This window comes from Novosphingobium sp. YAF33 (genome assembly GCF_052113265.1).
Classification (GTDB): domain Bacteria; phylum Pseudomonadota; class Alphaproteobacteria; order Sphingomonadales; family Sphingomonadaceae; genus Novosphingobium.
In genome coordinates this window covers 59,578-82,849 of sequence record NZ_JBFRCW010000006.1, presented here as the reverse complement: position 1 = coordinate 82,849, position 23,272 = coordinate 59,578, and the positions used below count along the sequence as shown (strand labels likewise).

The 23,272-nt window shown below is 64.9% G+C and carries 22 protein-coding genes; 16 read left to right on the top strand and 6 right to left on the bottom strand.

The window, feature by feature from the left end:
- The first annotated feature begins 279 nt into the window (after positions 1 to 279).
- The 6 genes from rpsM to AB4Z00_RS13115 all read left to right on the top strand — a co-directional run bounded on the left by rpsM (position 280) and on the right by AB4Z00_RS13115 (position 5,705).
- On the top strand, positions 280 to 648 hold the full coding sequence (gene rpsM / locus AB4Z00_RS13140) for a 30S ribosomal protein S13 (RefSeq protein ID WP_132263796.1): 369 nt from the start codon (positions 280 to 282) through the stop codon (positions 646 to 648).
- Positions 649 to 714: 66 nt separating this feature from the next.
- Positions 715 to 1,104, top strand: a complete 390-nt coding sequence (gene rpsK, locus AB4Z00_RS13135) for a 30S ribosomal protein S11 (protein ID WP_132263794.1) — start codon at positions 715 to 717, stop codon at positions 1,102 to 1,104.
- A 105-nt stretch (positions 1,105 to 1,209) separates the two neighbouring features.
- Positions 1,210 to 2,277 (top strand): DNA-directed RNA polymerase subunit alpha, encoded by a 1,068-nt coding sequence (locus AB4Z00_RS13130; RefSeq protein ID WP_134095333.1) that lies wholly within the window; start codon positions 1,210 to 1,212, stop codon positions 2,275 to 2,277.
- A 219-nt stretch (positions 2,278 to 2,496) separates the two neighbouring features.
- Entirely contained in the window at positions 2,497 to 2,919 is a 423-nt protein-coding gene (gene rplQ, locus AB4Z00_RS13125) for a 50S ribosomal protein L17 (protein WP_132263790.1), read from the top strand.
- Positions 2,920 to 3,079: 160 nt separating this feature from the next.
- Entirely contained in the window at positions 3,080 to 5,203 is a 2,124-nt protein-coding gene (locus AB4Z00_RS13120) for a prolyl oligopeptidase family serine peptidase (protein WP_442046279.1), read from the top strand.
- 109 nt (positions 5,204 to 5,312) lie between these two features.
- Positions 5,313 to 5,705 carry a hypothetical protein gene (locus AB4Z00_RS13115; RefSeq protein WP_442046278.1) on the top strand — a complete coding sequence of 131 codons (393 nt, stop codon included), beginning with the start codon at positions 5,313 to 5,315 and terminating at the stop codon, positions 5,703 to 5,705.
- Positions 5,706 to 5,732: 27 nt separating this feature from the next.
- Here the strand turns inward: AB4Z00_RS13115 and AB4Z00_RS13110 are convergent, their stop codons facing one another.
- Complete coding sequence (locus AB4Z00_RS13110; RefSeq protein WP_132263785.1) at positions 5,733 to 6,365, bottom strand: trimeric intracellular cation channel family protein; 633 nt, start codon at positions 6,363 to 6,365, stop codon at positions 5,733 to 5,735.
- A gap of 127 nt (positions 6,366 to 6,492) precedes the next feature.
- Here AB4Z00_RS13110 and AB4Z00_RS13105 point away from each other — a divergent pair, with 127 nt between their 5' ends.
- The gene (locus AB4Z00_RS13105) at positions 6,493 to 7,833 is read left to right on the top strand and encodes a cytochrome P450 (RefSeq protein WP_442046277.1); all 1,341 of its coding nucleotides are present in this window, start codon (positions 6,493 to 6,495) and stop codon (positions 7,831 to 7,833) included.
- 48 nt (positions 7,834 to 7,881) lie between these two features.
- Complete coding sequence (ligA, locus tag AB4Z00_RS13100; protein ID WP_442046276.1) at positions 7,882 to 10,017, top strand: NAD-dependent DNA ligase LigA; 2,136 nt, start codon at positions 7,882 to 7,884, stop codon at positions 10,015 to 10,017.
- An 87-nt stretch (positions 10,018 to 10,104) separates the two neighbouring features.
- Here the strand turns inward: ligA and sciP are convergent, their stop codons facing one another.
- From sciP to bla, 3 genes are all read right to left on the bottom strand, one after another.
- The gene (sciP, locus tag AB4Z00_RS13095) at positions 10,105 to 10,407 is read right to left on the bottom strand and encodes a CtrA inhibitor SciP (RefSeq protein WP_132263779.1); all 303 of its coding nucleotides are present in this window, start codon (positions 10,405 to 10,407) and stop codon (positions 10,105 to 10,107) included.
- A gap of 314 nt (positions 10,408 to 10,721) precedes the next feature.
- Entirely contained in the window at positions 10,722 to 11,624 is a 903-nt protein-coding gene (locus AB4Z00_RS13090) for a 50S ribosomal protein L11 methyltransferase (RefSeq protein ID WP_431566690.1), read from the bottom strand.
- Positions 11,621 to 12,577 carry a subclass B3 metallo-beta-lactamase gene (bla, locus tag AB4Z00_RS13085; RefSeq protein ID WP_442046275.1) on the bottom strand — a complete coding sequence of 319 codons (957 nt, stop codon included), beginning with the start codon at positions 12,575 to 12,577 and terminating at the stop codon, positions 11,621 to 11,623. Before bla ends, AB4Z00_RS13090 begins: the two co-directional genes overlap by 4 nt.
- A 233-nt stretch (positions 12,578 to 12,810) precedes the next feature.
- Here bla and sdhC point away from each other — a divergent pair, with 233 nt between their 5' ends.
- The 6 genes from sdhC to AB4Z00_RS13055 all read left to right on the top strand — a co-directional run bounded on the left by sdhC (position 12,811) and on the right by AB4Z00_RS13055 (position 18,300).
- Complete coding sequence (sdhC, locus tag AB4Z00_RS13080) at positions 12,811 to 13,206, top strand: succinate dehydrogenase, cytochrome b556 subunit (RefSeq protein ID WP_132263774.1); 396 nt, start codon at positions 12,811 to 12,813, stop codon at positions 13,204 to 13,206.
- A gap of 12 nt (positions 13,207 to 13,218) precedes the next feature.
- A complete protein-coding gene (sdhD, locus tag AB4Z00_RS13075; RefSeq protein ID WP_132263773.1) occupies positions 13,219 to 13,602 on the top strand; it encodes a succinate dehydrogenase, hydrophobic membrane anchor protein in 384 nt (127 codons plus the stop codon).
- Positions 13,602 to 15,410: a succinate dehydrogenase flavoprotein subunit gene (sdhA, locus tag AB4Z00_RS13070; RefSeq protein WP_442046274.1), complete on the top strand. Its 1,809-nt coding sequence runs from the start codon at positions 13,602 to 13,604 to the stop codon at positions 15,408 to 15,410. The genes sdhD and sdhA overlap by 1 nt, the downstream gene beginning before the upstream one ends.
- 147 nt (positions 15,411 to 15,557) lie before the next feature.
- Positions 15,558 to 16,151 carry an HdeD family acid-resistance protein gene (locus tag AB4Z00_RS13065; RefSeq protein WP_442046273.1) on the top strand — a complete coding sequence of 198 codons (594 nt, stop codon included), beginning with the start codon at positions 15,558 to 15,560 and terminating at the stop codon, positions 16,149 to 16,151.
- Between the two features lie 53 nt (positions 16,152 to 16,204).
- On the top strand, positions 16,205 to 16,603 hold the full coding sequence (locus tag AB4Z00_RS13060) for a BlaI/MecI/CopY family transcriptional regulator (RefSeq protein WP_442046272.1): 399 nt from the start codon (positions 16,205 to 16,207) through the stop codon (positions 16,601 to 16,603).
- Positions 16,600 to 18,300, top strand: coding sequence for a M56 family metallopeptidase (locus AB4Z00_RS13055; RefSeq protein WP_442046271.1), 1,701 nt, complete (start codon positions 16,600 to 16,602; stop codon positions 18,298 to 18,300). The genes AB4Z00_RS13060 and AB4Z00_RS13055 overlap by 4 nt, the downstream gene beginning before the upstream one ends.
- Before the next feature lie 58 nt (positions 18,301 to 18,358).
- Here the strand turns inward: AB4Z00_RS13055 and AB4Z00_RS13050 are convergent, their stop codons facing one another.
- Positions 18,359 to 18,997: a hypothetical protein gene (locus AB4Z00_RS13050; RefSeq protein WP_243654104.1), complete on the bottom strand. Its 639-nt coding sequence runs from the start codon at positions 18,995 to 18,997 to the stop codon at positions 18,359 to 18,361.
- A 73-nt stretch (positions 18,998 to 19,070) separates the two neighbouring features.
- A complete protein-coding gene (gene ypfJ / locus AB4Z00_RS13045) occupies positions 19,071 to 19,934 on the bottom strand; it encodes a KPN_02809 family neutral zinc metallopeptidase (RefSeq protein ID WP_442046270.1) in 864 nt (287 codons plus the stop codon).
- A 210-nt stretch (positions 19,935 to 20,144) separates the two neighbouring features.
- On the opposite strand from ypfJ, the gene AB4Z00_RS13040 reads away from it, so the two are divergent.
- Together AB4Z00_RS13040 and guaB are read left to right on the top strand one after the other, a co-directional pair.
- Positions 20,145 to 21,704 (top strand): M28 family peptidase, encoded by a 1,560-nt coding sequence (locus AB4Z00_RS13040; RefSeq protein WP_442046269.1) that lies wholly within the window; start codon positions 20,145 to 20,147, stop codon positions 21,702 to 21,704.
- Positions 21,705 to 21,814: 110 nt separating this feature from the next.
- Complete coding sequence (gene guaB, locus AB4Z00_RS13035) at positions 21,815 to 23,272, top strand: IMP dehydrogenase (protein ID WP_132263761.1); 1,458 nt, start codon at positions 21,815 to 21,817, stop codon at positions 23,270 to 23,272.

The window sequence follows — 23,272 nt, the reverse complement described above, 5'->3', positions numbered from 1 at the left end:
TCTTTGACTAACGCCCTTGGATGCGATACACAGATCGCGAAGTCACTCTCCCCGCTCCGACATGCGACAGGGATTGAGCGGCAGCAGGTTCGCGGGCGTTGACAGCCCTTGCGAATCGTTCTATGCGCGCCCTTCACTCAAAAGGTTTCGGCAAGTCCGGGTGGCGATGGCACCAAGTGTGCCGCCGACCGGGCGCTTTTGTCATTTCACCTTTCGGGTGAGTAAGCGTTGAGATAGGGGTCGTCCCTAGGGCGCTCCCTGTGGAGCATGGAGATTTAAGTGGCTCGTATTGCCGGGGTAAACATCCCCACCAACAAGCGCGTTATCATCGCGCTCACCTACATCCATGGTATCGGTCGTACCAAGGCTCTCGAGATCGCCGACAAGCTCGGCATCGATCACAGCCGTCGCGTACAGGACCTGTCGGACGCCGAAGTCCTGCAGATCCGCGAAACGATCGACGCCGACCTCACGGTCGAGGGTGATCTTCGTCGCGAAACCGCGATGAACATCAAGCGCCTGATGGATCTCGCCTGCTACCGTGGCCTGCGTCACCGCAAGGGTCTGCCGGTTCGTGGCCAGCGCACGCATACCAATGCGCGCACCCGTAAGGGCAAGGCCAAGCCGATCGCCGGCAAGAAGAAGTAAGCTGATTGGGTTGAGCAATCGACCCAACCGGTTTCCCCCAGCGATTTTTCGACAGGATACACGAACATGGCACGCGAACCTCAGCGCGTTAAGCGCCGCGAGCGCAAGAACATCACCAGCGGCATTGCGCATGTGAATGCCAGCTTCAACAACACCATGGTGACCATCACCGACGCCCAGGGCAACGCGATTTCGTGGTCCTCGGCCGGCATGATGGGCTTCAAGGGCAGCCGCAAGTCGACCCCGTACGCTGCACAGGTTGCAGCTGACGATGCCGGCAAGAAGGCCGCCGAGCACGGCGTCCGCACCCTCGAAGTCGAAGTCAAGGGCCCGGGTTCGGGCCGTGAGAGCGCCCTGCGCGCTCTCCAGGCGGTCGGCTTCACCATTACCTCGATCCGCGATGTGACGCCGATCCCGCACAACGGTGTGCGTCCTTCCAAGCGTCGCCGCGTCTGATCGAGCTAATCCGGACGGCGAACCGGTCGCTGTCCGGCTTCGGAACGTCCCGAGCCTTTCCACCAGGCTTCGGGGCGTAACCGCCATCACTCCCAGGGGAAGTCCATGACTGTCAACATCAAGAACTGGCAGGAACTCAAGAAGCCGAACAGCCTTGAGATCAAGCCGGGACCCGACCCCAAGCTGAAGGCGACCTTCGTCGCCGAACCTCTCGAGCGCGGTTTTGGCCTGACGCTCGGCAACGCGCTGCGTCGCGTGCTGCTCTCCTCGCTGCAGGGCGCCGCGATCACCTCGATCAAGATCGAGAACGTGCTGCACGAATTCTCGTCGCTTGCCGGTGTGCGCGAGGACGTCACGGACATCGTCCTGAACGTCAAGCAGATCGCTCTCAAGATGCAGGGCGAAGGCCCGAAGCGTCTTCAGCTCTCGGCCACTGGCCCGGGTGAAGTGAAGGCGGGCGACATCGCCGTTTCGGGCGATATCGAGGTCATGAACAAGGACCTCGTGATCTGCCACCTCGACGAAGGTGCGGTCCTGAACATGGAACTCACCGCCGACACCGGCAAGGGCTACGTCCCGGCCGTGTCGAACCGTCCTGTCGACGCGCCGATCGGTCTTATCCCGGTCGACTCGCTCTACTCGCCTGTCCGTCAGGTCAGCTACAAGGTCGACAATGCCCGTATCGGTCAGGAACTCGACTACGATAAGCTGAGCCTCGCGGTCGAAACCGACGGCACCGTCACCCCTGAAGACGCCGTGGCTTATGCCGCGCGCATTCTCCAGGACCAGCTGGCGCTGTTCGTCCACTTCGAGGACATCGCTCCGGTTGGCCAGTCGCCGATGATCGGCATGGCTGCTGGCGGCGCTGCTGCTTCGGAGGAGAGCGACACCAACCAGCTCAACCGTTACCTTCTCAAGAAGGTCGACGAACTGGAGCTGTCGGTGCGTTCGGCCAACTGCCTCAAGAACGACAACATCATCTATATCGGCGATCTGGTCCAGAAGACCGAAGCCGAGATGCTGCGCACGCCGAACTTCGGCCGCAAGTCGCTCAACGAGATCAAGGAAGTTCTTTCCTCGATGGGTCTGCGCCTCGGCATGGACATCCCAGGCTGGCCGCCCGAGAACATCGAAGAAATGGCCAAGAAGCTCGAGCAGGAACTGCTCGGCTGATCGGTCTTTCCGATATGTAAAGAAGAAGGGCTTCGCAGCGATGCGGAGCCCTTCTTCTTTTAATGAGGGCGGAATTCCGCCCTTCGCGCTTGACTCTTTAAGTCAGATCGTCTTGAGGGCAGCGCTTCACGATACGTGAGCCGGTTTTGGGCGGTGGCCGCACCACATCGCCCGGCAGGCAGTACCTGAGACGGCTGCCTGACGAACGGAGAAGAAATCATGCGTCATAAAATGGGCGGCCGCAAGCTGCAGCGCAAGTCGGGCCACCGTACCGCGCTGCTGCGCAACATGGCCGCCGCGCTCATCAAGCACGAGCAGATCAAGACCACCACGCCCAAGGCGAAGGAACTGCGTCCCTACATCGAGAAGCTGATCACGCTGGCGAAGCATGGCGGCCTTTCGAACCGTCGTCTCGCGCACGCGCGCCTTCTCGACGAAACGCAGGAAGCCAAGCTCTTCGAAGTGCTCGCAGAGCGCTACAAGAACCGTGAAGGCGGTTACACCCGCATCATCAAGGCCGGCATCCGCGCATCGGACGCCGCTCCGATCGCGATCATCGAACTGGTTGATCGCGACGTGGAAGCCAAGGGCCAGGATTCGGGTCCGGTTGCTGCCGAAACCGAAGAATACGCAGAAGCCTGATAGCTTGTGAAGGCCCGCTTTCCACAAGGAGGCGGACCAGACATTGCAAGAGCGGTCGCGAGTGCTAGGCTCGCGGCCGCTTTTTGTTTTTTGAAATCAGGGGAATGGAATGCCTTGGAAGGGCGGGCTCGGCGGGGCTCATATTGCGACGGCTTGTGCGATGACATTCAGCCTGCTGCTTGCAGCCATGCCGGTTTCGGCGCAGACGGTGGCCACGATGAACTATCCAGAAACGCGCCGAGACGATGTGGTCGAAACCCTGTTCGGGGAAAAGATCGCGGATCCCTATCGATGGCTGGAGGCGGACGTCCGCCACGACGCCAAAGTGGCCGACTGGGTGGATCGCGAATCGCGCTACACCGAGGAATACCTGGAGACTCTGCCGCAGCGGGCGTGGTTTAAGCAGCGCATCAGTGCGCTCATGAACTTCGAGCGCTTTGGGCTGCCGACGAAGGCTGGCACCCGGTATTTCTATACGCGCAACACCGGCTTGCAGAACCAGTCGCAGCTTTTCGTGCGCGACGGCCTGCACGGCAAGGCGCGGCTTCTGCTCGATCCCAATGCCTGGGCCAAGGATGGCGCCACCGCGCTGGACGCCTGGGAGCCGTCGCAGCAGGGCCGCTATCTGCTGTACAGCGTACAGGACGGCGGCAGCGACTGGCGCATTCTCCATGTGATGGACACCGTCAGTGGCAAAGTCCTTGATGATGAGCTGCGCTGGGTGAAATTCAGCGCGCTGGCCTGGATCGGGGAGGAAGGCTTCCTTTATTCCCGTTTCCCCGCACCGGAGGATGGCGCGGCTTTCCAGAGCCGGAACTACAATCAGGGCGTCTACTACCACCGCCTGGGCACGCCCCAGAGCGCGGACGAGCTCGTCTACTCCACACCCGACCATCCTGACTACGGCCATACCGCCGAGGTTACGCAGGACGGCCGCCTGGCGGTCATCACGTCGCACATCGGCACGGATTCCCGCTACGACGTGCGGGTGGTCGATCTTTCTAAGCGCGGGAAGACCGGATGGCACGCGCGCTCGATCGTCACCGGCTTCAAGGATGACTGGCGCCTTGTGGAAGGGGCCGGGCAGAAGCTCTGGTTCGTGACCAACGAGAGTGCTCCGCGCTACCGCCTTGTCAGCATCGATCTGGCCGCGAGCGATCCTGTGTTCACGCAAGTCGTGGCCGAACGCGAGGATATCCTCGAAAAGGCAGGCATCGTCGGCCGCCAGCTGGTTCTCAACTATATGCGCGATGCGGCCAGCCATGCGGAGATCGTCGGGTTGGACGGCAAGCCGGGCAGGGCGCTTGCTCTCAACGGCATCGGCACCGCTTCCGGCTTCCGGGGTAAACCGGGCGATCCAGAGACGTTCTACTCGTTCACCAGCTTCAACCGTCCCGCGTCGATTTTCCGCATGAATCTCGATACCGGCGCTTCGGAGCCCTTCGCGGAACCGGCGATGGACTTCGATCCCGCGCAAATCGCAGTCGAGCAGCGGTTCTACGTCTCGAAGGATGGCACGCGCGTGCCGATGTTCCTGGTACGCCGCAAGGACGTGGCGCAGGCAGGCAAGCCGGTACCGACGCTGCTCTACGGCTACGGCGGGTTTGATATATCGCTGACGCCGGGCTTCTCGGCGAGCCGTATGGCCTGGGTGCAGGCCGGCGGCGCCTTCGCGATGGCGAATTTGCGCGGTGGCGGCGAGTACGGACGCGCCTGGCATGATGCCGGGCGCCGGGCCAACAAGCAGAACGTGTTCGACGATTTCATCGCTGCGGGAGAATATCTCAAGGCAGAGGGCATCGCCGCCAAGGATGGATTAGCGATTCAGGGCGGATCGAACGGCGGCCTATTGGTCGGTGCGGTACTGAACCAGCGGCCCGACCTGTTTGCTGCCGGCGTGCCGCAAGTCGGGGTGATGGATATGCTTCGCTTCGACCGGTTCACGGCCGGGCGCTATTGGGTCGACGATTACGGCTATCCTGACCGTGAGGCGGACTTCCGCGTGCTGCGCGCGTATTCGCCTTACCACAATATCAAGGCGGGCACGGATTATCCTGCCATTCTGGTCACCACGGCCGATACGGATGATCGCGTGGTGCCGGGGCATTCCTTCAAGTATGCGGCGGCCCTCCAGGCGGCGCCTCTGGGCGACAAGCCGCACCTCATTCGTATCGAGACGCGCGCCGGGCACGGTTCGGGCAAGCCTACGGACAAGGTGATCGAGGAGAGTGCGGATGTGCTGTCTTTCGTGGCGCAGTGGACCGGGCTGTCGGTTCCGAAGTGAGGCCCCGCGCCAAGCGGGCATGAGAGTGGGTTGCGTTCGGCGCTGAAAGCCGGACTATGGCATGGTTCGCGGGCCGCTTGGGCGGCCGACCGCAAGGGAGCGACGAACCATGCCGAACCTTTTCAGGACACTGTCTCGCTGCGCACTTCTTGCCGGAGCCGTGATGGCGGCTCCGGTACTGGCCCAGACCGATCGCTTCGCGGCGGATCCCAGGCTGGACAACAAGCCCGATGCTTATGGCGTCAGTTCGCGGCAGGCGGCCCACAAGTGCGTGGCCGCCGCCGAGGGCGCGGCGAAGACAGCGAAATTCACCGGTGTCGACGTCATCGGGCTCAAGAGCGTCGAGCGAAAGCCGGAAGGTTATGAGATCGAAGGGTGGGTCCGTGTAGGCGGGGGCGGACCGGCCTGGCGCGACAATGCTCCTGCGCGCGGCTCATTCGAATGCAAGATCGTTCGCGGAAGGATCGTGGATCTCGGTTTCGACGACGTTCCCGGGCTTTAGCGGTCCGGACGCGGCCTTGCCTGCCGCTCAGTCCGCCCCCTCGTGCGCTGGGAGGCCGAGCGACCAATGGATTGCGGCGCCGCGCAAGGCAAAGCCGGCGCTTGCGGCGATAGCCCAGGTGAGCACGGGCGCAAAGCCCAGGGCCAGTCCGGTCGCCGCGACAGCTGCTGCAAGTGCACCTGCCGTCACGTAAAGCTCCGGCCGCATGAGGATCGACGGCTGTCCCGCCACGACGTCGCGCACAATCCCGCCGACGCAGCCGGTGACGACGCCCATCACCATGGCCGGCACCGGCGGTACGCCCCAGGCCATGGCCTTGATCGTGCCGAATCCGGAATAGACCGCCAGGCCCATCGCGTCTGCCCATTCCAGCAAGCGACCCTGCCACCACCGCACGGGTGTGAACCAGGCAAGGATCGCCACGGCGAGGCACACCGGGACCACGAAAGGATCGCGCACCCAGAAGACCGGCGCGCCGATCAGAAGGTCGCGCAAGGTGCCCCCGCCGACGCCGGTCATCAGCGCGAAAAACGCGACAGTGACGAAAGTCTGCCGCATCTGCGCCGCGGAAAGCGCTCCGGTCAGCGCGAAAACCGCGATGCCCAGAATGTCGAAAGCAGCAGGCAAGGCAGGGGCATCGGGCGGAATGATCGTCGGCATCGCCGGTTCATAGCCGTGCCTCTGGAAAAACGGGAGCGAAAGCTGTCGCCGGTCGGGTCTCACCTTCGATTGACCGCTTTCGAATTTGTGATACACAAAGGATCATAAGAATCGGGAGATCAAGTCCGTGTCCAGTCCAGCACTTCATCCGGCGCCCTCGGCCTACGAGACGGCCGACTGGTACACCGATGTCTCGCTGGTCGACGATCCGCACGCCTATTTCGACTTTCTCCGCGCGAAGGGGTCGGTCGTGCGCCTGCCCTATCGCAATGCCGTCGCCGTGACGGGCTACGAGGAAACCATTCAGGTCATGCTCGATACCGAGCACTTTTCCTCGATCAACGCGGTGACGGGTCCGGTGGCCTCGCTCCCGTTCGAGCCGACTGGAGACGACATCTCCGCCGAGTTGGAGTCCCATCGCGGGCAGATCGCTTTCGGCGACCAGATCGTCACTGAGGGCGGTGCGCGCCATGCCGACTTGCGTTCGATCATTGCCCGGCTCTTCACGCCTAGCCGCCTGAAGGAACTTCAGCCCAAGCTGCTGGCGACGGCGGAAGGGCTGATCGGCGAGTTCGCCGCGGACGGCCATGTGGACCTCGTTCGCCAATATGGCGGTCCTTACGGCGCTCTGGTGATTTCCGACTTGCTGGGGCTGTCGGAGCGGACGCGGAACAAGTTCCGCGTCCTGCTGGAGGGTGCGATTCCCGTGCCCATGGACGCCAGCGAAGAGGAGATGTTGAAGAACCCGCTCGTGGGCGTGGGGAAGGACCTGTTCAAGCTGATCGCCCAGCGGCGCATGTCGGCCCACCCGCTGATGCGCCCCTTGCGCGGTTTGCTAGCCCACGAGGACATTCTCAATGAACTGGCCCAGGCGAGTTATCCCGATGGCAGGAAGCCTTCGTTGGTCGATCTTACCAGCCTGGCCGCGTTTCTGTTCGGGGCCGGGCAGGATACGACGAATCGCCTGCTGGCCAATGCCTTCCGCATCATCGCGACCAGGCCGGACATCCAGCAACAGCTGCGGGACGATCCTGGCCRCATCCCCGCTTTTGTCGAGGAAGTGCTGCGCTTCGATGGCTCGGTGAAGAGCGGCGGACGGATATGCCAGAAGACGACCACGCTCGGCGGTGTCGAGATCAAGGCCGGGACGGCGATCCTCCTCTCGCACATGGCCGCCAACCGAGATCCCACGCGGTTCGCCCAGCCCGATCGGTTCGACATGGACCGTCCCAGGATCAAGGAGCACCTGGCTTTTGGGCGCGGCGCCCATACTTGTATCGGCGCCCCGCTCGCCCGCCGGGAGGTCGTGACCAGTATCGAGCGGTTGCTGGCCCGCATGGGCAACATTCGTTTGGCTCCCGCCCATCAGCGGCCCGACGGCGGTTTGAGCTTCAGCTACGAGCCGACCTATATCCTGCGTGCGCTCGCCAGCCTCCATCTGGAGTTCGATCCGATCGAGGGGGATTAAGCGGGGAGGGGAATTCCAACCCGCGCCGGTCTGTCCTATCACACGGGCATGACCCAGTCCGAGACCAGTGAAGCCGAAGCCGCCAACGAATTGATGCGCCTGGCGCGCCAGATCAGCCGTGCCAACCGGCTCTATCATGCCGAGGACGCGCCCGAAATCTCGGACGCGGAGTACGACGCGCTGGTTCGCCGCAATGCCGAACTCGAAGCGGCGTTCCCGCATCTCGCGCGTCCGGACAGTCCGAGCAACAAGGTCGGTCACGAAGTGGCTGCCTCGCCGCTCTCGAAAGTAACGCACGAGGTTCGCATGATGAGCCTCGACAATGCCTTTACCGACGAGGAAGTGGCCGACTTCGTCGGCCGCGTGCGGCGGTTCCTGTCGCTGCCCGCCGAGGAGCCGGTGCTGCTGACGGCGGAAGACAAGATCGATGGCCTGTCCTGCTCGCTGCGCTACGAGCATGGTAAGCTCGTGCGCGCAGCGACGCGCGGCGATGGACAAGTGGGCGAGGATGTGACCCCCAATGTCGCGCATATCGCCGATATCGTGCAGGAACTGCGGGGCGACGACGTGCCGGAGGTCTTTGAAGTTCGCGGCGAAGTCTACATGGAGAAGGCGGCGTTCCGGGCGCTTAACGAGACGCTGATGTCCGAGGCCCGCGCTTTGGCGGAAACCAAGGGCGAAGCCTTTGACGAGACCAAGGTCCGCCAGTTCGCCAATCCGCGCAATGCCGCTGCCGGTTCGCTCCGACAGAAGGATGCCGGTGTCACCGCCAAGCGGCCCTTGCGGTTCTGGGCCCATGGCTGGGGGGCGGCGAGTCACGTTCCCGGCGCCAGCCAGCACGAGGTTATCCGCAAGATCGAATCCTGGGGCCTGCCGGTCTCGCCGCAATTCCGCCTCTGCCATTCGGTGGCGGAGATGTTGACGGCCTATCGCGCTATTCGTGACGGCCGCGCGGCCTTGCCGTTCGAGATCGACGGCGTGGTCTACAAGGTCGACCGGCTCGACTGGCAGCAGCGCCTCGGCTTCGTGGCCAAGGCGCCGCGCTGGGGATTGGCGCACAAGTTCCCGGCCGAGCGAGCCGAGACACTGCTGGAATCGATTGATATCCAGGTCGGTCGCACCGGCAAGCTCACCCCGGTCGGCCGCCTAAAGCCGGTGTTGGTTGGCGGGGTCACCGTAACCAACGTGACCTTGCACAACCGAGACGAGATTGCCCGGCTCGGCGTTCGCCCCGGCGACCGTATCGTGCTGCAGCGTGCGGGCGACGTCATTCCCCAGGTGGTCGACAACGCGACTCGCGATGAGGAACGCCCTGCGTTCGGGTTCCCCGATCACTGCCCGCAGTGCGGCAGCGAAGCGGTGGCCGAAGAAGGCGAAGTCGACGTGCGCTGCACGGGCGGGCTCATCTGCCCGGCCCAGCGGACGGAGCGCCTCAAGCATTTCGTCAGCCGCGGGGCGCTCGACATCGAGGGCCTGGGCGAAAAGACGATCGATGAATTCTTCGCCAAAGGCTGGCTGGAAGGCCCGGCCGATATCTTCCGCCTGCGCAAGCGCCGCGAGGATATTCTCGCGCTTGACGGGTGGAAGGACAAGTCTGTGGACAACCTGTTGGCGGCCGTGGAAAGCAAACGTCGCCCCGATGCGGCGCGGCTCCTTTTCGGCCTGGGCATACGCCATGTCGGCGCCGTGACGGCGCGCGACCTGATGAAGCGGTTCGAGACCCTGCCGGACCTCCGGATCGTTGCCGAGGCGATCCAGGTGCGGGACGGGGAGGAGGCGGCGGCGGCCGGGAGCGACGCCTATTCGGAACTGGTCTCGATCGACGGTATCGGCCCTGCCGTGGTCGAAGCGCTGGGAGACTTCTTCCACGAGGAGCATAACCGCGCAGTCTGGGAGGACTTGCTCTCGGAAGTTTCTCCGCCGCCTTATGTGGTCGAGACGGTGAACAGCGAAGTGGCCGGCAAGACGGTGGTGTTCACCGGCAAGCTGGAAACCATGAGCCGTGATGAGGCCAAGTCCCAGGCCGAACGGCTCGGGGCCAAGGCCGCTGGCTCGATTTCCGCCAAGACCGACCTGCTGGTGGCAGGGCCGGGGGCCGGTTCGAAGCTGAAGAAGGCCGCGGACTTGGGCATCCAGGTGATCGACGAAGCCGAATGGGCGCGGATCGTACAGGCGGCCGGCTAGCTCATGAATCGCCGCGGACCGGGGCGCAAACCGGGCAGAATCGAAAAGGGGAACCGGTGGACAGATGCCGCCGGTTCCCCTTTCTGATCAGATGCGGCGAGCCTGCTGTTCGTGCAGGTGCCGATAGTGTTGTACCCGGGTGGCGCGCAGCCCCGCCATGCCCTCGCGTTCGACCGCTCGCTGCCAGGACGCCAGTTCCTCAAGCGTGAGGTCGTAGCGGTCGCAGGCTTCCGCGATCGTGAGCAGTCCGCCGTTCACCGCCGCAACGACTTCCGCCTTGCGGCGAACGACCCAGCGTGACGTACTGCGCGGCGGCAAGCTGCCCCTGTCGAGAGCTTCCCCCAGGGGTCCCACGACGGCCTTGGGCCGATCGAGTTCAGATTGAAGCATGTTGGCCTCTTGAGCTGTTGTTACCAGCCCCCCTTGGCCTTAATTCTTGGTGCAAACCCTTAATTCGACGTAACCAGGCATGGTTAACGCGAAATTACGCGCATGTACGTAATTTTATGAAATTACACAATAAACCGCAAAACCAATTCTTACTGCACTATCCATAGCCGGTTTACCCATATTAACTTTCAGGGGTAGCTCTTGGCTCTTTTGGATGAGTGGGGTTCGCGCGGCGGAACCAGGAATGCTCTGAAGGGGACGCGGTTCCCTGCGCGGCAGAGGACAATTTGCCGCGCATTCGGATCAGCTGCGCGTCACCTGCGGCGCGCGCGCATCCAGAGGATCGACCAGTCGCCGTTCACTAGGCGCCCGGCCAGCCGAAGTCCCGCGCGGCGGCAGGCACGGCGCACCGCGTCTTCCTGGGTCTCGAGCAGCCCTGCCAGGACCAGGCTGCCGCCCGGCGCCAGCGACTGCGCAAAGTCCGGGGCCAGTGAAACCAGAGGTCCCGCAAGGATGTTGGCCATGATCAGGTCGTAAGGGCCGCGCGCGGCGATCAGTGGATGATCCATGCCGTCGGCGATGGTCATGACCAGTTCGCCTCCGCGGGGGCCCATCTTCACGCCATTGGCCGCAGCATTGTCTTCCACCACGCCCACGCAGACCTGGTCGATGTCGCTGGCCGTGGCGCGGGCGCGGGGCCAGAGCGCCATGGCCGCGAAGGCCAGCAGACCGGTGCCGGTGCCGATGTCGGCGTGATTCCGGAAGATAAGGCCCTGCGCCTTCATGTGCGTGAGCATGGCCAGGCATCCGGCCGTGGTCGCATGCTGGCCCGTGCCGAAAGCCTGGCTGGCGGGGATCGTGAAATCGATTACGCCGGGCTCGTCGAGGGCAGGGTGATCGGGCGTATGGACATGAAAACGGCCGGCGCGGATCGGCTCCAGCCCTTGCTGGCTGGTTACAAGCCAGTCGGTGTCCGGCAGTTCCTCGACGATAAATTCCGGCGCTTCGCCCTGGAACAACGCCGCGATCGCCGCGCGGTCCGCCTCGCCGGGTTCATGGCCGAGCCAGGCTTCGAGTTGCCAGTCGTCCGGCTTGTCTTCCGCGATTTCGCTTCCCGAAAGCACGATGTCCGGATCCCAGTCGAATGCGTCCTCATGCGCGACAAGAGCGCCTTCGACGACGGTGCGCGGGGCGTAGGCAGTGATTTTCCAACTCACGAACGGGTCTCCTTCGCTTCGTCCGCGGCCTCTTGCGAGAGGCGCTGATCGAAGCGGGCAGTGGCGCCGGCCGCATAGCGCTGGCAGGCGGTGGGATCGACAAGCGGGGATGTGCCGGCAAACCGCGCAAGCAGGTCGCTCGCGCCGGGATGCGGGGTGACCAGCAAGTCGCAGGGAAGGTCGGCTACCCGCGCGAGGCCCTGACGGACCCCGGCAATGCGCTCGGGATGGTCGCTGAAGCGATAGCCCTTGAAGGAAATCGCACTGACGCTGTCGGCATAGGCGATCGTCAGGCACTGGCGGTTGTCATCGCAGGTGCGCCAGGTCCAGCTGGTCGAGCCAGCGGAATGGGCCGGCGTGGCGTGGGCGACCAGAGTGATGTCGCCGAGCGTCACGCGGTCCCCGTCGGCCAGGTGGCGGTCGACGTGAAGGCGAGGAAATGCAGCGAGCTGACCGAATTGCGGATCGGCGGCAGGGGGCTTGCCAGTTTCCAGAACCTCGGCGGCCGCGGGCAGGGCCGCGATGCGTGCGCCGGTAGCGCGCTGGAGAGCCGCCAAAGCGCCGGCATGATCGAAGTGCTCGTGGCTGGAGAGGATCCAGCGCACGTCCTTCGCCTTGAAGCCGGCCGCGGCGATATTGGCGAGCACCAGGGAGGCGGCTTCCGGAATTCCGCCGTCGATCAGGACATGGCCTTCACGGCCCGTGACGAGAATGGCCGAAATTCCGCATGTACCCACATACCAGCTGTTGCCGAACAGATGCGCAGGCGGCGCGGGATCGCCCCAGCCTTCCTTCCCCTTGCAGGCCGCGGCGAGCCGGGCGCCGTCGGCGGCTTGCGGCGCGCTTGGCGCTTCCCGGCGATCCGAGGTCGCCGGGGCGTCCGCGCTGCCAGGGGAGGAGGTGCATGCCATGAGCGAAAGCGCGGCGGCGAGGATGATTGGCAGGCGGGTCATGGTCTTGCGCTTTAATCCCGAGATGCGCGCAAGGCCAGTGGCAGGGGCGGCCCGCGGTTCGGCCACACGACGAGCCGAGCGCGCGGCGAGCGAGAGGGGGTAGCAGGCTGTTGTGTGCGATGCATCCGCGATGTGCTTCGCAGAACTTGCGCCAAGCGGTGATTTGTCTAAGGGGACTTTCGACAGGGGCAGCCTCGGGCTGCTGCACAAGGCAAAAGGGATTCGAAAGAGCCATGGCCAAAGACGGCACCAGGAACCGTCCGCTTTCGCCCCATCTCCAGATCTGGCGTTGGGGCCCTCATATGTTCGTCTCGATTCTGCACCGCGTGACCGGTGACGGAATGGCGTTCGCCGGACTCGGCGTTCTGCTGTGGTGGCTCGGCGCTCTCGCGGGCGGCCCGGCCTCCTATGAGACTTTCAGCAAGGTCATGACGACGCCGATCGGCTATATCGTCCTCGTCGGCATCTCCTGGGCGTTCTTCACCCACATGATGAGCGGCCTGCGCCACTTCGTGCTCGACGTGGGCGGCGGCTTCGAACTCAAGACGAACAAGACCTGGTCGATCGTCTGCCCGATCCTGGGCGTGCTCGCCACCGTCGCCTTCTGGGCGATCCTGCTGCTTCGCTGAGGAACGGGAAACATGGGTAACGGAACTTCCATCGGCCGCGTTCGCGGCCTCGGCTCGGCGAAGACCGGCGTTCATCACTGGCTGATGCAACGCTTCACCGCCATCGGCAACCTGCTTTCGGTGCTGTTTCTGGCCGTCTCGATCCTTCTCCTTCCTGACCTGACCTATGCGTCGGTCGCGGAATGGATGGCGCGCCCGGTCCCGGCCGTGATGATGATCCTGCTCGTCGTCACGACGTTCTGGCACGCGCGCATCGGTCTCCAGGTTCTTGTCGAGGACTATGTCCACGATCACGCCAACAAGTTCGCCTGCATTGCCGCGCTGAACCTTGCTGCCTGCGGCGGCATCGCCTTCGGCGCGTTCTGCGTCATCCGCCTCGCGCTGGGAGCCCATTGATGTCCGCCCCTGCCTACAAGATCATCGACCACATCTATGACACCGTCGTCGTCGGCGCCGGTGGCTCGGGTCTGCGCGCCACGATGGGCTCGGCCGAAGCCGGCCTGAAGACCGCGTGCATCACCAAGGTGTTCCCCACCCGCTCGCACACCGTTGCGGCGCAGGGCGGCATTGCCGCCTCGCTGCAGAACAACACGCCGGACCACTGGACCTGGCACATGTACGATACCGTCAAGGGATCGGACTGGCTGGGCGACCAGGACGCCATCGAATACATGGTGCGCGAAGCTCCGGCTGCGGTCTACGAACTCGAGCACGCCGGCGTGCCCTTCAGCCGCAATGCCGACGGTACGATCTACCAGCGCCCGTTCGGCGGTCACATGCAGAACATGGGCGAAGGCCCGCCGGTGCAGCGCACTTGCGCCGCCGCGGATCGTACCGGCCATGCCATGCTGCACGCGCTCTACCAGCAGTCGCTGAAGTACGATGCGGACTTCTTCATCGAATACTTCGCGATCGACCTGATCATGGACGGCGGCAAGTGCGTCGGCGTGATCGCGCTCTGCATGGATGACGGCTCGATCCACCGCTTCCGCTCGCAGGCCGTCGTGCTTGCCACCGGCGGCTACGGGCGCAGCTACTTCACCGCCACTTCGGCCCATACCTGCACCGGCGACGGCGGCGGCATGGTGCTGCGCGCCGGCCTGCCCCTGCAGGACATGGAATTCGTGCAGTTCCACCCCACCGGCATCTACGGCGCGGGCGTGCTGATCACCGAAGGCGCGCGCGGCGAGGGTGGCTACCTCACCAACTCCGAAGGTGAGCGCTTCATGGAGCGTTATGCGCCTTCCGCGAAGGACCTCGCCTCGCGCGACGTCGTCTCGCGATCGATGGCGCTGGAAATCCGCGAAGGCCGCGGCGTCGGCCCGCACAAGGACCATATCTACCTGCACCTCGATCACATCGATCCCAAGGTGCTGGCGGAGCGTCTGCCGGGCATCACCGAAAGCGGCAAGATCTTCGCAGGCGTGGACCTTACCCGCCAGCCGCTGCCGGTCGTGCCGACCGTGCACTACAACATGGGCGGCATTCCCTGTAACTATCACGGCGAAGTCGTCACCATCGGTCCGGACGGCAATCCGGATACCGTGGTGCCGGGTCTCTTCGCGGTGGGCGAGGCGGCCTGCGTCTCCGTCCACGGCGCCAACCGCCTGGGCTCGAACTCGCTGATCGATCTCGTGGTCTTCGGCCGCGCCACCGGCCACCGCCTCAAGGAAATCGTCAAGGCGGGCGCCGCTCAGCAGGAACTGCCGAAGGATTCGGCGGATCTGGCGCTCACCCGTCTCGACCACTTCCGCAATGCCAACGGCGGTTCGTCGACGGCGGAAGTCCGCACCGWGATGCAGCGCACGATGTCGGGCCATGCCGCGGTGTTCCGCACTGACGAACTCATGGTCGAAGGCAAGAACCAGCTCGCCAAGACTTATGACCGCATGCAGGACATCAAGGTCTCCGATCGCGGCCTGATCTGGAACTCGGACCTGGTGGAAACGCTGGAGCTGGACAACCTGATCTCGCAGGCTTCGGTCACGCTGCATGGCGCGCAGGCGCGCAAGGAAAGCCGCGGCGCTCACGCGCACGAGGACTTCCCGAACCGCGACGACGCGAACTGGATGAAGCACACCGTGGGCTGGTTCAACGGTTGGGGCGGCAAGGGCGGTGAAGTCCGTCTCGATTACCGTCCCGTCCATGAATATACGCTCACTGACGACATCGAGTACATCAAGCCCAAGGCTCGCGTGTACTGATCCGCTTCGTCGGAATGACTTGTAAAGGGCGGCGTGCCGGAAGGAGCGCCGCCCTTTTTGCGTTCACAATTGCACCTTGGTGCCGAAACCGAACCGGGTTTCGTGCATTGTCCAGCGGGAATACCTGACAACGCTGGAGGYAGGGGCATGACTCGCACCGAAATGGATCCGCTACTCGAACCGCACGTCGAGAACGATCCCCTGGTCAATACTCTGGCCCAGGCCAGCGGGAAGGCATGGGGCTGGGTGTTAGCCTACGGCCTGCTTCTGCTGCTGATCGCGCTGATCGTCATTGCCAATCCGCTGGTTGCGGGCGTGGCGACCGGACTGCTCATCGGCGTAGTCCTGGTGATCTACGGGATTGCGGCGATTGCCTCCGGTTGGACCTCCCTGTCGCAGCGCGCCCGCTGGGTGGAAGTCCTGCTTGGCCTTCTGGCGCTGATCGCAGGCATCTTCGCCATTCTCAACCCCGTCGCCGGCGCCCTTTCGCTGGTCTGGGCGATCGGCGCCTGGTTGGTGATTTCAGGCGGATTCCAGATCGCCTTCGCGCTGAAGGCGCGGATGGATCGCGGTTGGCGGCTGTTCCTTGGCGTGCTTGACGTGGTGCTCGGCCTGATCCTGCTGTTCTCCAACCCGGCGACCGGGCTGGCGTTTCTGGCGGTAATCATCATGATCAGCCTCGTGGTTCGCGGCGTCTTCCTGATCATGCTGGCGATGTCGCTCCGCAGGTTGTCGCGCTGACGCGTTCATCTGGCGTTCATGTTTACAGACGTAGTCGATTACGTATGTAAACGATGGAGGCCGCGGTGTCCGAGTCCCCTGAACAGCCCGAGCGTATCTCGGATGCCGAACATGCGGTAATGGAGGTGCTGTGGCAGCGCAGCCCCCTTACCGCAGCTGAAGTATGCGAACAGGTCTGCACCCCGCGAGGCTGGAGCCTGGCCACCGTCAAGACGCTGCTGTCCCGCCTCGTGGCGAAGCAGGCTCTGGCCACCGAGCCTGACGGCAAGCGCTTTCTTTACTCCCCCCGCGTCGCCCGCGAATCCTATGTCGGCAGCGAAAGCCGCCGCCTTGTCGACCGCCTGTTCGGAGGCCGCGCCGCACCGCTTTTCGCGTATCTTGCCGAATCCGACGCCCTGACCGAAGATGACATTGCCGAGATCGAAGCCCTGTTGAAGGAGCTGAAGTCATGATCCAATGGCTTACCGATACGCTTGTGATGACCGGTGCGCTGATGGCACTGGTCCTGCTGGTCCGCCGCCCGGTTTCGCGTTGGTTCGGCCCCGCGGCCGCTTATGCACTCTGGGCATTGCCGGTGCTGCGGCTGGTCTTGCCGCCGCTCGCCCTCCCGCGCAGCATATTCGCGCGGCCGGAGGTCTCCATCGAGACCGTGACGGCGGCAGCCCAACCGATGATGCCGGCACCGGTGATCGATCCGGCTGCCACGATGCTGGACATGCCCGTTTCCAATGCGACAACCGGCGCTGTCGATCCCGGCGTGCTCACGCAGATCCCTTGGGTTTCGCTGTTGCTGGCGATCTGGCTGACAGGCGCAGCGATCTTCCTGGTGCAGCGGTTTCGCAACTATCGGCTGATGCGCGCGGAACTGCTGACCGATGCGCGCCAGGTGGCCCACGCCGGAGATATTCGCATCGTCGAGACCCCGGCCGCCGCCGCGCCGCTGGCGTTCGGAGTGCGGGACCGGATCGTGGCCCTCCCGGAAGGGTTCCTGGCGACGGTCGATTCGGAAAGCTCCGATTTCGCCATTGCCCATGAACTCGAGCATCACGCCGGCAACGACCTTCTGGCGCTCATGGTGCTGCAACCGCTCTTCGCGCTGCACTGGTTCAATCCGCTGGGTTGGGCCGCCTGGCGCGCGCTGCGCGCCGACCAGGAAGCGGCCTGCGATGCGCGTGTCATGGCCGGGTGCGACCGTGAAGTTCGCGCGCGCTATGGCCGCGTGATTGCATCGTTCACCGCAGGTACGCGCCTGACACTGGCCGCGCCGATCGCCGGGGCTCTGGCAGGTGAGAAGCCGATCATCCAGCGTCTCAAGGCGCTAAGCACCATGGACGTCTCGCCGACCCGGCGCGTGATGGCGCGAAGCCTGTTTGCTTTTGCGGTCGTCGCGGTGCCTTGCACGGCAACCGTCACTTATGCGGCCATGGATGACCAGGACGTGCCGGTAGTACCGGAAGCGCCCACGGAAACGCTCTACGTTCGGGGAGACGCGCCTGCGCCCGTGGTCCCCGCCGCGCCGGCTGTGCCGTCATCCCACGAGGCCGAGGCTTGGCCGGTCCCCCCCGAGCCGCCGCAGCCGCCCGCTCCGCAGACCATGAGCGTTCCGGAGGCCCCTCCGGTCCCCTGGTCCGCTGCAACGGCGCCCCAGCAGTTCGGCCGCCTGGACGTGCCGCCTGCGCCGCCTGCGCCGCCCGTTTCTCCAGCCCCGCCCGCCCCGCCTTCGCACGAGAGCATGGACGCGGTTCGCCGGGCCGCGACGCGCGACTACCGGGCGGCGATGGCCGAACGCATGCGCAACGTCCCGGTGGTGGAGCAGACCACCAGCGCCGACGGCAGGATCCAGACCATTCGCATCCTGCACAAGACAGAGGGCGGTCGCCGCCAGGTGCAGAAGACGATCACGATCGACAGCACCTGCCCGGCCGATCGCAAGCCGGCATCTGCCGGAAATCCGGAAGGGACGAGCAAGCACGTCTGCACCGGCGCGCCGCGCCAGGCGATGAATGCAGCGATCCAGGCCATGTCTTCGGCGCGTGCCTCGGTGGCGTCGAACCGCGCGCTCGACGCCATGGTGCGCGATCAGATCGTTGCGGAGCTCGACAAGGAGATGGCCGCGACCCGAGCCGGGATGATCGGCGAGGCGGATTGAACACGCCCGGTGGCGGAGGCTTCACGGGCCATCCGCCGCCGCTGCGCCGTTTCCGGGTTCACGGAACCTTCTGGACCACCGGCTGCGCCGTGTAGGCGACACCGTCCTTTGCGGCCGTCTTGTCGTCAGCCGCGGCATCCTTCTTGTCGCCGTTCCTGGCGTCTTCCTGATGCTGCTTGAGTTCCTTGGCCTGGATGACCGCGGCCGTGGCCGGTGAGGCTGGATATTTGCAGCCACGCTCGGCGCCTACGCCCTTGAGGAAACCGCGACGGGCGACGCCGGCCTGGACTGCGGCCAGCACCGCACGTTCCTGCGCGTTGGCGCCGGAGATTTCGCGGATCAGACCGCGGAAGGGGATGAAGGAGCTGACGACCCATTTCGCCATGCGGCCGGTGCTGACACGGTCGCGTGCGTCCTGCGGGAGGTCGATGTCGTCGCCAAGGATGCCGTCCAGCTCGGTCACCGCCGCGCCGATCTGCTTGCAGGAGCGCATGGCGCTGAGATCGTAAGGCTTCTTGATGGCGGTGATGAGGACCGGGGGAATGTCGGTCTTTTCCAGATTCAGGTCGGTCACCGGCGTCTTGGCGATATCCACCGCGCTGGGTTCGTTGCTGGTGATCGGCTTGTCCTGACGCGCCTCGGCGGCGCCGGCCGCCAGCGTTCCGGCCATGGCGGCCATGATCAGAATGGGGCGCATAGGTTCCTCCTGTTACACCGGGCGGCGCGGTCGCACCCACGGGGAAGGAGGGAAACGCCAGCCTCGGTTCGTCTTACTTCTGGTTGAACGTGTCGCAGGCGTCCTCGTTCCCTGTCTCCAGACCGCGGCGCAGCCACTGCATTCGCTGGGCGCTGGAGCCGTGAGTGAAGCTCTCGGGGCTTACGCGCTGCCCGGCGTTCTTCATCAGCGTATCGTCGCCAATGGCGCTGGCAGCGGTGAGGCCTTCTTCCATGTCGCCGGGCTCGATGCGGTCCTTGTTTCGTCCTGCCCAGACGCCCGCATAGCAATCGGCCTGAAGCTCCATGCCCACTTGCAAGGCGTTGGCCTGCTGCGGGTTCTGGCGCTGGGCGCGGCGGACCTGGGCATCGAGGCCGAGGAGGTGCTGGATATGGTGGCCGTACTCATGGGCGACCACGTAGTACCGAGCGAAATCGCCCTTGGCGCCCAGCTTGCGGTCGAGTTCATCATAGAAGCTGGTGTCTATGTAGATGCCCTGGTCTGCGGGGCAGTAGAACGGGCCCATCGCGCTTTGCGCCGCGCCGCAGCCCGATTGGTCGGAGCCGTTGTAGAAGTGAAGGTTTGGCTGGTCGAAGGCGACGTTGGCCTTCTGGAACATGGGCTGCCAGGTGCTGTTCAGCGAGGACAGGGCGTTGCAGGATTCCAGGGAATAGGCGTTTTCACGGCAGATGGAGGACGTATCCTTCGGCTGGCCGGGCTCGATCTGGCTGGGCGCCTGCTGCTGCTGGACGCTGTCCAAAGTGCCGAGCATCTGTCCGGGATCGACCCCGAAGACCAGTGCGCCGATCAGCACGATGACCAGCGAGCCGCAGCCCATCTTGCCGCCGCGTCCTCCTGGAAAGCTGCGACCACCCTGGCTGACCCGGATATTGTCAGGGTCGAACTCGTCGAGCCGCATCGTATGTGATCCTTTCCGAACAGGCCTGCCGCCTTGCACGCAGATCCGGAGCAGGGCGCTCCAGACTAGCCATAGGCCTAAGGCCTGTTCAATCGAATTTCGGGCAAGTTGTTCCGGCGTTGCCTTGCGGCCACAAAAGTGTCTTCCTGTTCGGACACTTGCGAGAAAATGTAACAGCCGGCCGATTTCCATCGTATAGGCAGCGACGCGATGAACAGGGGATACGACAGGGGATATCGGGCGGCACTGGCCCGTGCGGCCGGCGCGGTGGCGCTCGGCGCCCTGCTGTTGAGCAGCAATCCTCTGCTTTCCGCGATCTCCCGCGCCGACCAGGAATTGGCCTCGCGCCTACGCGCCCATATCGAGGTTCTGGCCAGCGACGATTTCGACGGCCGCGAGCCCGGCACGGACGGCGAGGCCAAAACCTTGCGCTATCTCGGCAAGCAGTGGTTCGACATTGGCCTGGTTTCGGGCACCAACGACCCGGGTCACGAATGGTTCGCCCCGGTCACCCTTGTCGCGCGGGAGCCTTCCTCTTCGATGGCGCGCTTCCTGCGCAAGGGCGCGCGCAGCACCGTTTCGCCCGAGGGCGTGCTGGTGCTGACTTCGGGCAAGCGGAGCCTCGTGCGCAATGTGCCGATGCTGTTCCTGGGCAAGGGGCGGGGCCGGGACTATACGCGCAACGAACTGGCGGGCCGCGTCGCCGTCGTGCTCGATGGCGACACGCCCGACGGAGAGCGGCAGAACGACCTGCTGGCGCTCGGCGCCTCGGCGGTGCTGACCGTGCTCGACGGGGACCGCAGCCTCGAGCAGGTCGCGGCGCGGCGCAAGCGCACGGGTTATGCCCTGTCCGACGATGCGCTGGGCGGTGATCTGGAAGCCTTCATCACGCGCGAGGCCATGGCGGCGTTGCTCAAGGGTACCGCCCGTTCGCTCGCCAGTCTCGAAGCGGCTGCCGCGAAGGAGGACTTCGTGCCGCTGACGCTGGACCTTACCGCCTCGCTGGAGGCGACCACCCGCGAAACCACGATCCACACCCACAACCTGATCGGCAAGCTGCCCGGCAGAAGACCGGATTCGGGTGCCGTGCTGTTCCTGGCGCATTGGGATCACTTCGGCGAATGCGGCGAGGCACCCGCCGAGGACGTGATCTGCAACGGCGCGATCGACAATGCCAGCGGCGTGGCCGCGCTCACCGAAGTGGCACGCCGCCTGTCGCGCGGGCCACAGCTCGATCGCGACGTCTATTTCCTGGCCACCACGGCCGAGGAACTCGGTCTGCTCGGCGCGCATGCCTTTGCGGAAAATCCGCCGCTGCCGCCCGAGCGCATCGTTGCCGCCTTCAATATAGACTCGATCGCCATTGCCCCGCGCGGCACGCCCTTCGCCATCGTCGGGCGGGGCATGACGGCACTGGACGGGGAGATCGCCAAGGTCGCCAAGGCAGAGCGCTTCAAGCTGCGCGCGGGCGACGACGCCAATGAATACCTCAAGCGGCAGGACGGCTGGGCCCTGATCCAGCACGACATTCCGGCGGTCATGGTGACGACGGCCTATGGCGACATCGCCCGCATGCGCGCCTTTTTCGACGGCGACTACCACCGCCCCAGCGACGACCTGGTGCATATGGATCATCCGCTCGAACTGGGCGGGGCGGTGGATGACGTGAAGATGCTGACGGCGCTCGGCAGGTGGTTCGGCGATTTGCGCCGCGTGCCGGTCAATCCGGTAGGGCCTCCCGTCGCGGGCGGGGAGAAGAAGCGCAAGTGAGCCGTTTCGTCCCGGCCCGAAGCCCCGCTTGAAAAGGCTCTAGCCCTGACGCCCCCCTTTGATTACATGGGCCGCCACGATTCTCCCCGGTAAAGGTTATGGTGGCGCTCATGGATATCCAGCTCGGACTTACTTTCGACGACGTACTGCTTCGTCCCGCGAAGTCCGACATCGTCCCGACGCAGGCCGATACCCGCAGCCGCCTCACGCGCGACATCGCGCTCAACATCCCCGTCATCTCGTCCGCGATGGACACCGTGACCGAGGCCGACATGGCCATCGTCATGGCGCAGCTGGGCGGCATCGGGGTGCTGCACCGCAATCTCACGATCGAAGAACAGTGCGCGGCGGTCCGTGCCGTGAAGCGCTTCGAAAGCGGCATGGTCGTCAACCCGATCACGATTTCGCCCGATGCCACGCTTGGGGAAGCGCAGGCCATCATGCTCGCAAACCGGATCAGCGGCATCCCGGTGGTGGAGAATTCGGGCAAGCTGGTCGGTATCCTGACCAACCGCGACGTGCGCTTCGCCGCCAACCCGGCGCAGCCGGTGCGTGAGCTGATGACGCATGAGAATCTCGCCACGGTGAAGCTGGGCGTCGATCAGGACGAGGCGCGCCGCCTGCTGCACGCCCGCCGGATCGAGAAGCTGCTGGTGGTCGACAACGACTTCCGCTGCGTCGGCCTCATCACCGTGAAGGACATCGAAAAGGCCGTCACCTACCCGGACGCCACCAAGGACGCCGCCGGCCGCCTGCGCGTCGCCGCCGCCACCACGGTCGGCGACAAGGGCTTCGCCCGCACCGAGGCGCTGCTGGCCGCCGAGTGCGACGTCGTGGTGATCGACACCGCCCACGGCCATAACAAGGACGTGGCGCTCGCGGTCGAGCGCGTGAAGAAGCTGTCGAACTCGGCCCAGGTCATCGCCGGCAACATCGCCACCGCCGAAGCGGCGCGTGCGCTGATCGACGCGGGCGCGGACTGCGTGAAGGTGGGCATCGGGCCGGGCTCGATCTGCACCACGCGCATCGTCGCCGGTGTCGGCGTGCCGCAGCTGACCGCTATCATGGATGCCGCCGAAGAGGCCGACAAGTCGGGCGTGCCGGTGATCGCCGATGGCGGCCTGCGCACTTCGGGCGACGCTGCCAAGGCGCTGGCCGCCGGTGCCTCGACCATCATGGTTGGCTCGATGCTGGCAGGCACCGAGGAAGCGCCGGGCGAGACGTTCCTTTACCAGGGCCGCGCCTACAAGTCGTATCGCGGCATGGGTTCGGTGGGCGCGATGGGCCGGGGTTCGGCCGACCGCTATTTCCAGGGCGACATCAAGGACCAGATGAAGCTGGTTCCCGAAGGTATCGAAGGCCAGGTTGCCTACAAGGGTCCCGCCAAGGACGTCATTCACCAGCTCGTCGGCGGCGTGAAGGCGGCCATGGGCTACACCGGCTCGGCCACGATCGAGGATCTGCGCAAGGGCGCGCAGTTCGTGCGCATCACCAATGCCGGCCTGCGCGAGAGCCACGTCCACGACGTGACGATCACGCGTGAGGCGCCGAACTACCCGTCGCGCTGA

What these genes read in the sequence shown, in the direction of transcription:
- bla (WP_442046275.1), bottom strand. Translation starts at nt 12,577, where the DNA reads ATGACCCGCCTGCCAATCATCCTCGCCGCCGCGCTTTCGCTCATGGCA.
- AB4Z00_RS13115 (WP_442046278.1), top strand. Translation starts at nt 5,313, where the DNA reads ATGCCGAACCTTTTCAGGACACTGTCTCGCTGCGCACTTCTTGCCGGA.
- ligA (WP_442046276.1), top strand. Translation starts at nt 7,882, where the DNA reads ATGACCCAGTCCGAGACCAGTGAAGCCGAAGCCGCCAACGAATTGATG.
- rpsK (WP_132263794.1), top strand. Translation starts at nt 715, where the DNA reads ATGGCACGCGAACCTCAGCGCGTTAAGCGCCGCGAGCGCAAGAACATC.
- sciP (WP_132263779.1), bottom strand. Translation starts at nt 10,407, where the DNA reads ATGCTTCAATCTGAACTCGATCGGCCCAAGGCCGTCGTGGGACCCCTG.
- sdhD (WP_132263773.1), top strand. Translation starts at nt 13,219, where the DNA reads ATGGGTAACGGAACTTCCATCGGCCGCGTTCGCGGCCTCGGCTCGGCG.
- AB4Z00_RS13130 (WP_134095333.1), top strand. Translation starts at nt 1,210, where the DNA reads ATGACTGTCAACATCAAGAACTGGCAGGAACTCAAGAAGCCGAACAGC.
- AB4Z00_RS13050 (WP_243654104.1), bottom strand. Translation starts at nt 18,997, where the DNA reads ATGCGCCCCATTCTGATCATGGCCGCCATGGCCGGAACGCTGGCGGCC.
- AB4Z00_RS13055 (WP_442046271.1), top strand. Translation starts at nt 16,600, where the DNA reads ATGATCCAATGGCTTACCGATACGCTTGTGATGACCGGTGCGCTGATG.
- guaB (WP_132263761.1), top strand. Translation starts at nt 21,815, where the DNA reads ATGGATATCCAGCTCGGACTTACTTTCGACGACGTACTGCTTCGTCCC.
- rplQ (WP_132263790.1), top strand. Translation starts at nt 2,497, where the DNA reads ATGCGTCATAAAATGGGCGGCCGCAAGCTGCAGCGCAAGTCGGGCCAC.
- sdhC (WP_132263774.1), top strand. Translation starts at nt 12,811, where the DNA reads ATGGCCAAAGACGGCACCAGGAACCGTCCGCTTTCGCCCCATCTCCAG.
- AB4Z00_RS13110 (WP_132263785.1), bottom strand. Translation starts at nt 6,365, where the DNA reads ATGCCGACGATCATTCCGCCCGATGCCCCTGCCTTGCCTGCTGCTTTC.
- AB4Z00_RS13065 (WP_442046273.1), top strand. Translation starts at nt 15,558, where the DNA reads ATGACTCGCACCGAAATGGATCCGCTACTCGAACCGCACGTCGAGAAC.
- AB4Z00_RS13120 (WP_442046279.1), top strand. Translation starts at nt 3,080, where the DNA reads ATGACATTCAGCCTGCTGCTTGCAGCCATGCCGGTTTCGGCGCAGACG.
- AB4Z00_RS13040 (WP_442046269.1), top strand. Translation starts at nt 20,145, where the DNA reads ATGAACAGGGGATACGACAGGGGATATCGGGCGGCACTGGCCCGTGCG.
- ypfJ (WP_442046270.1), bottom strand. Translation starts at nt 19,934, where the DNA reads ATGCGGCTCGACGAGTTCGACCCTGACAATATCCGGGTCAGCCAGGGT.
- AB4Z00_RS13060 (WP_442046272.1), top strand. Translation starts at nt 16,205, where the DNA reads ATGGAGGCCGCGGTGTCCGAGTCCCCTGAACAGCCCGAGCGTATCTCG.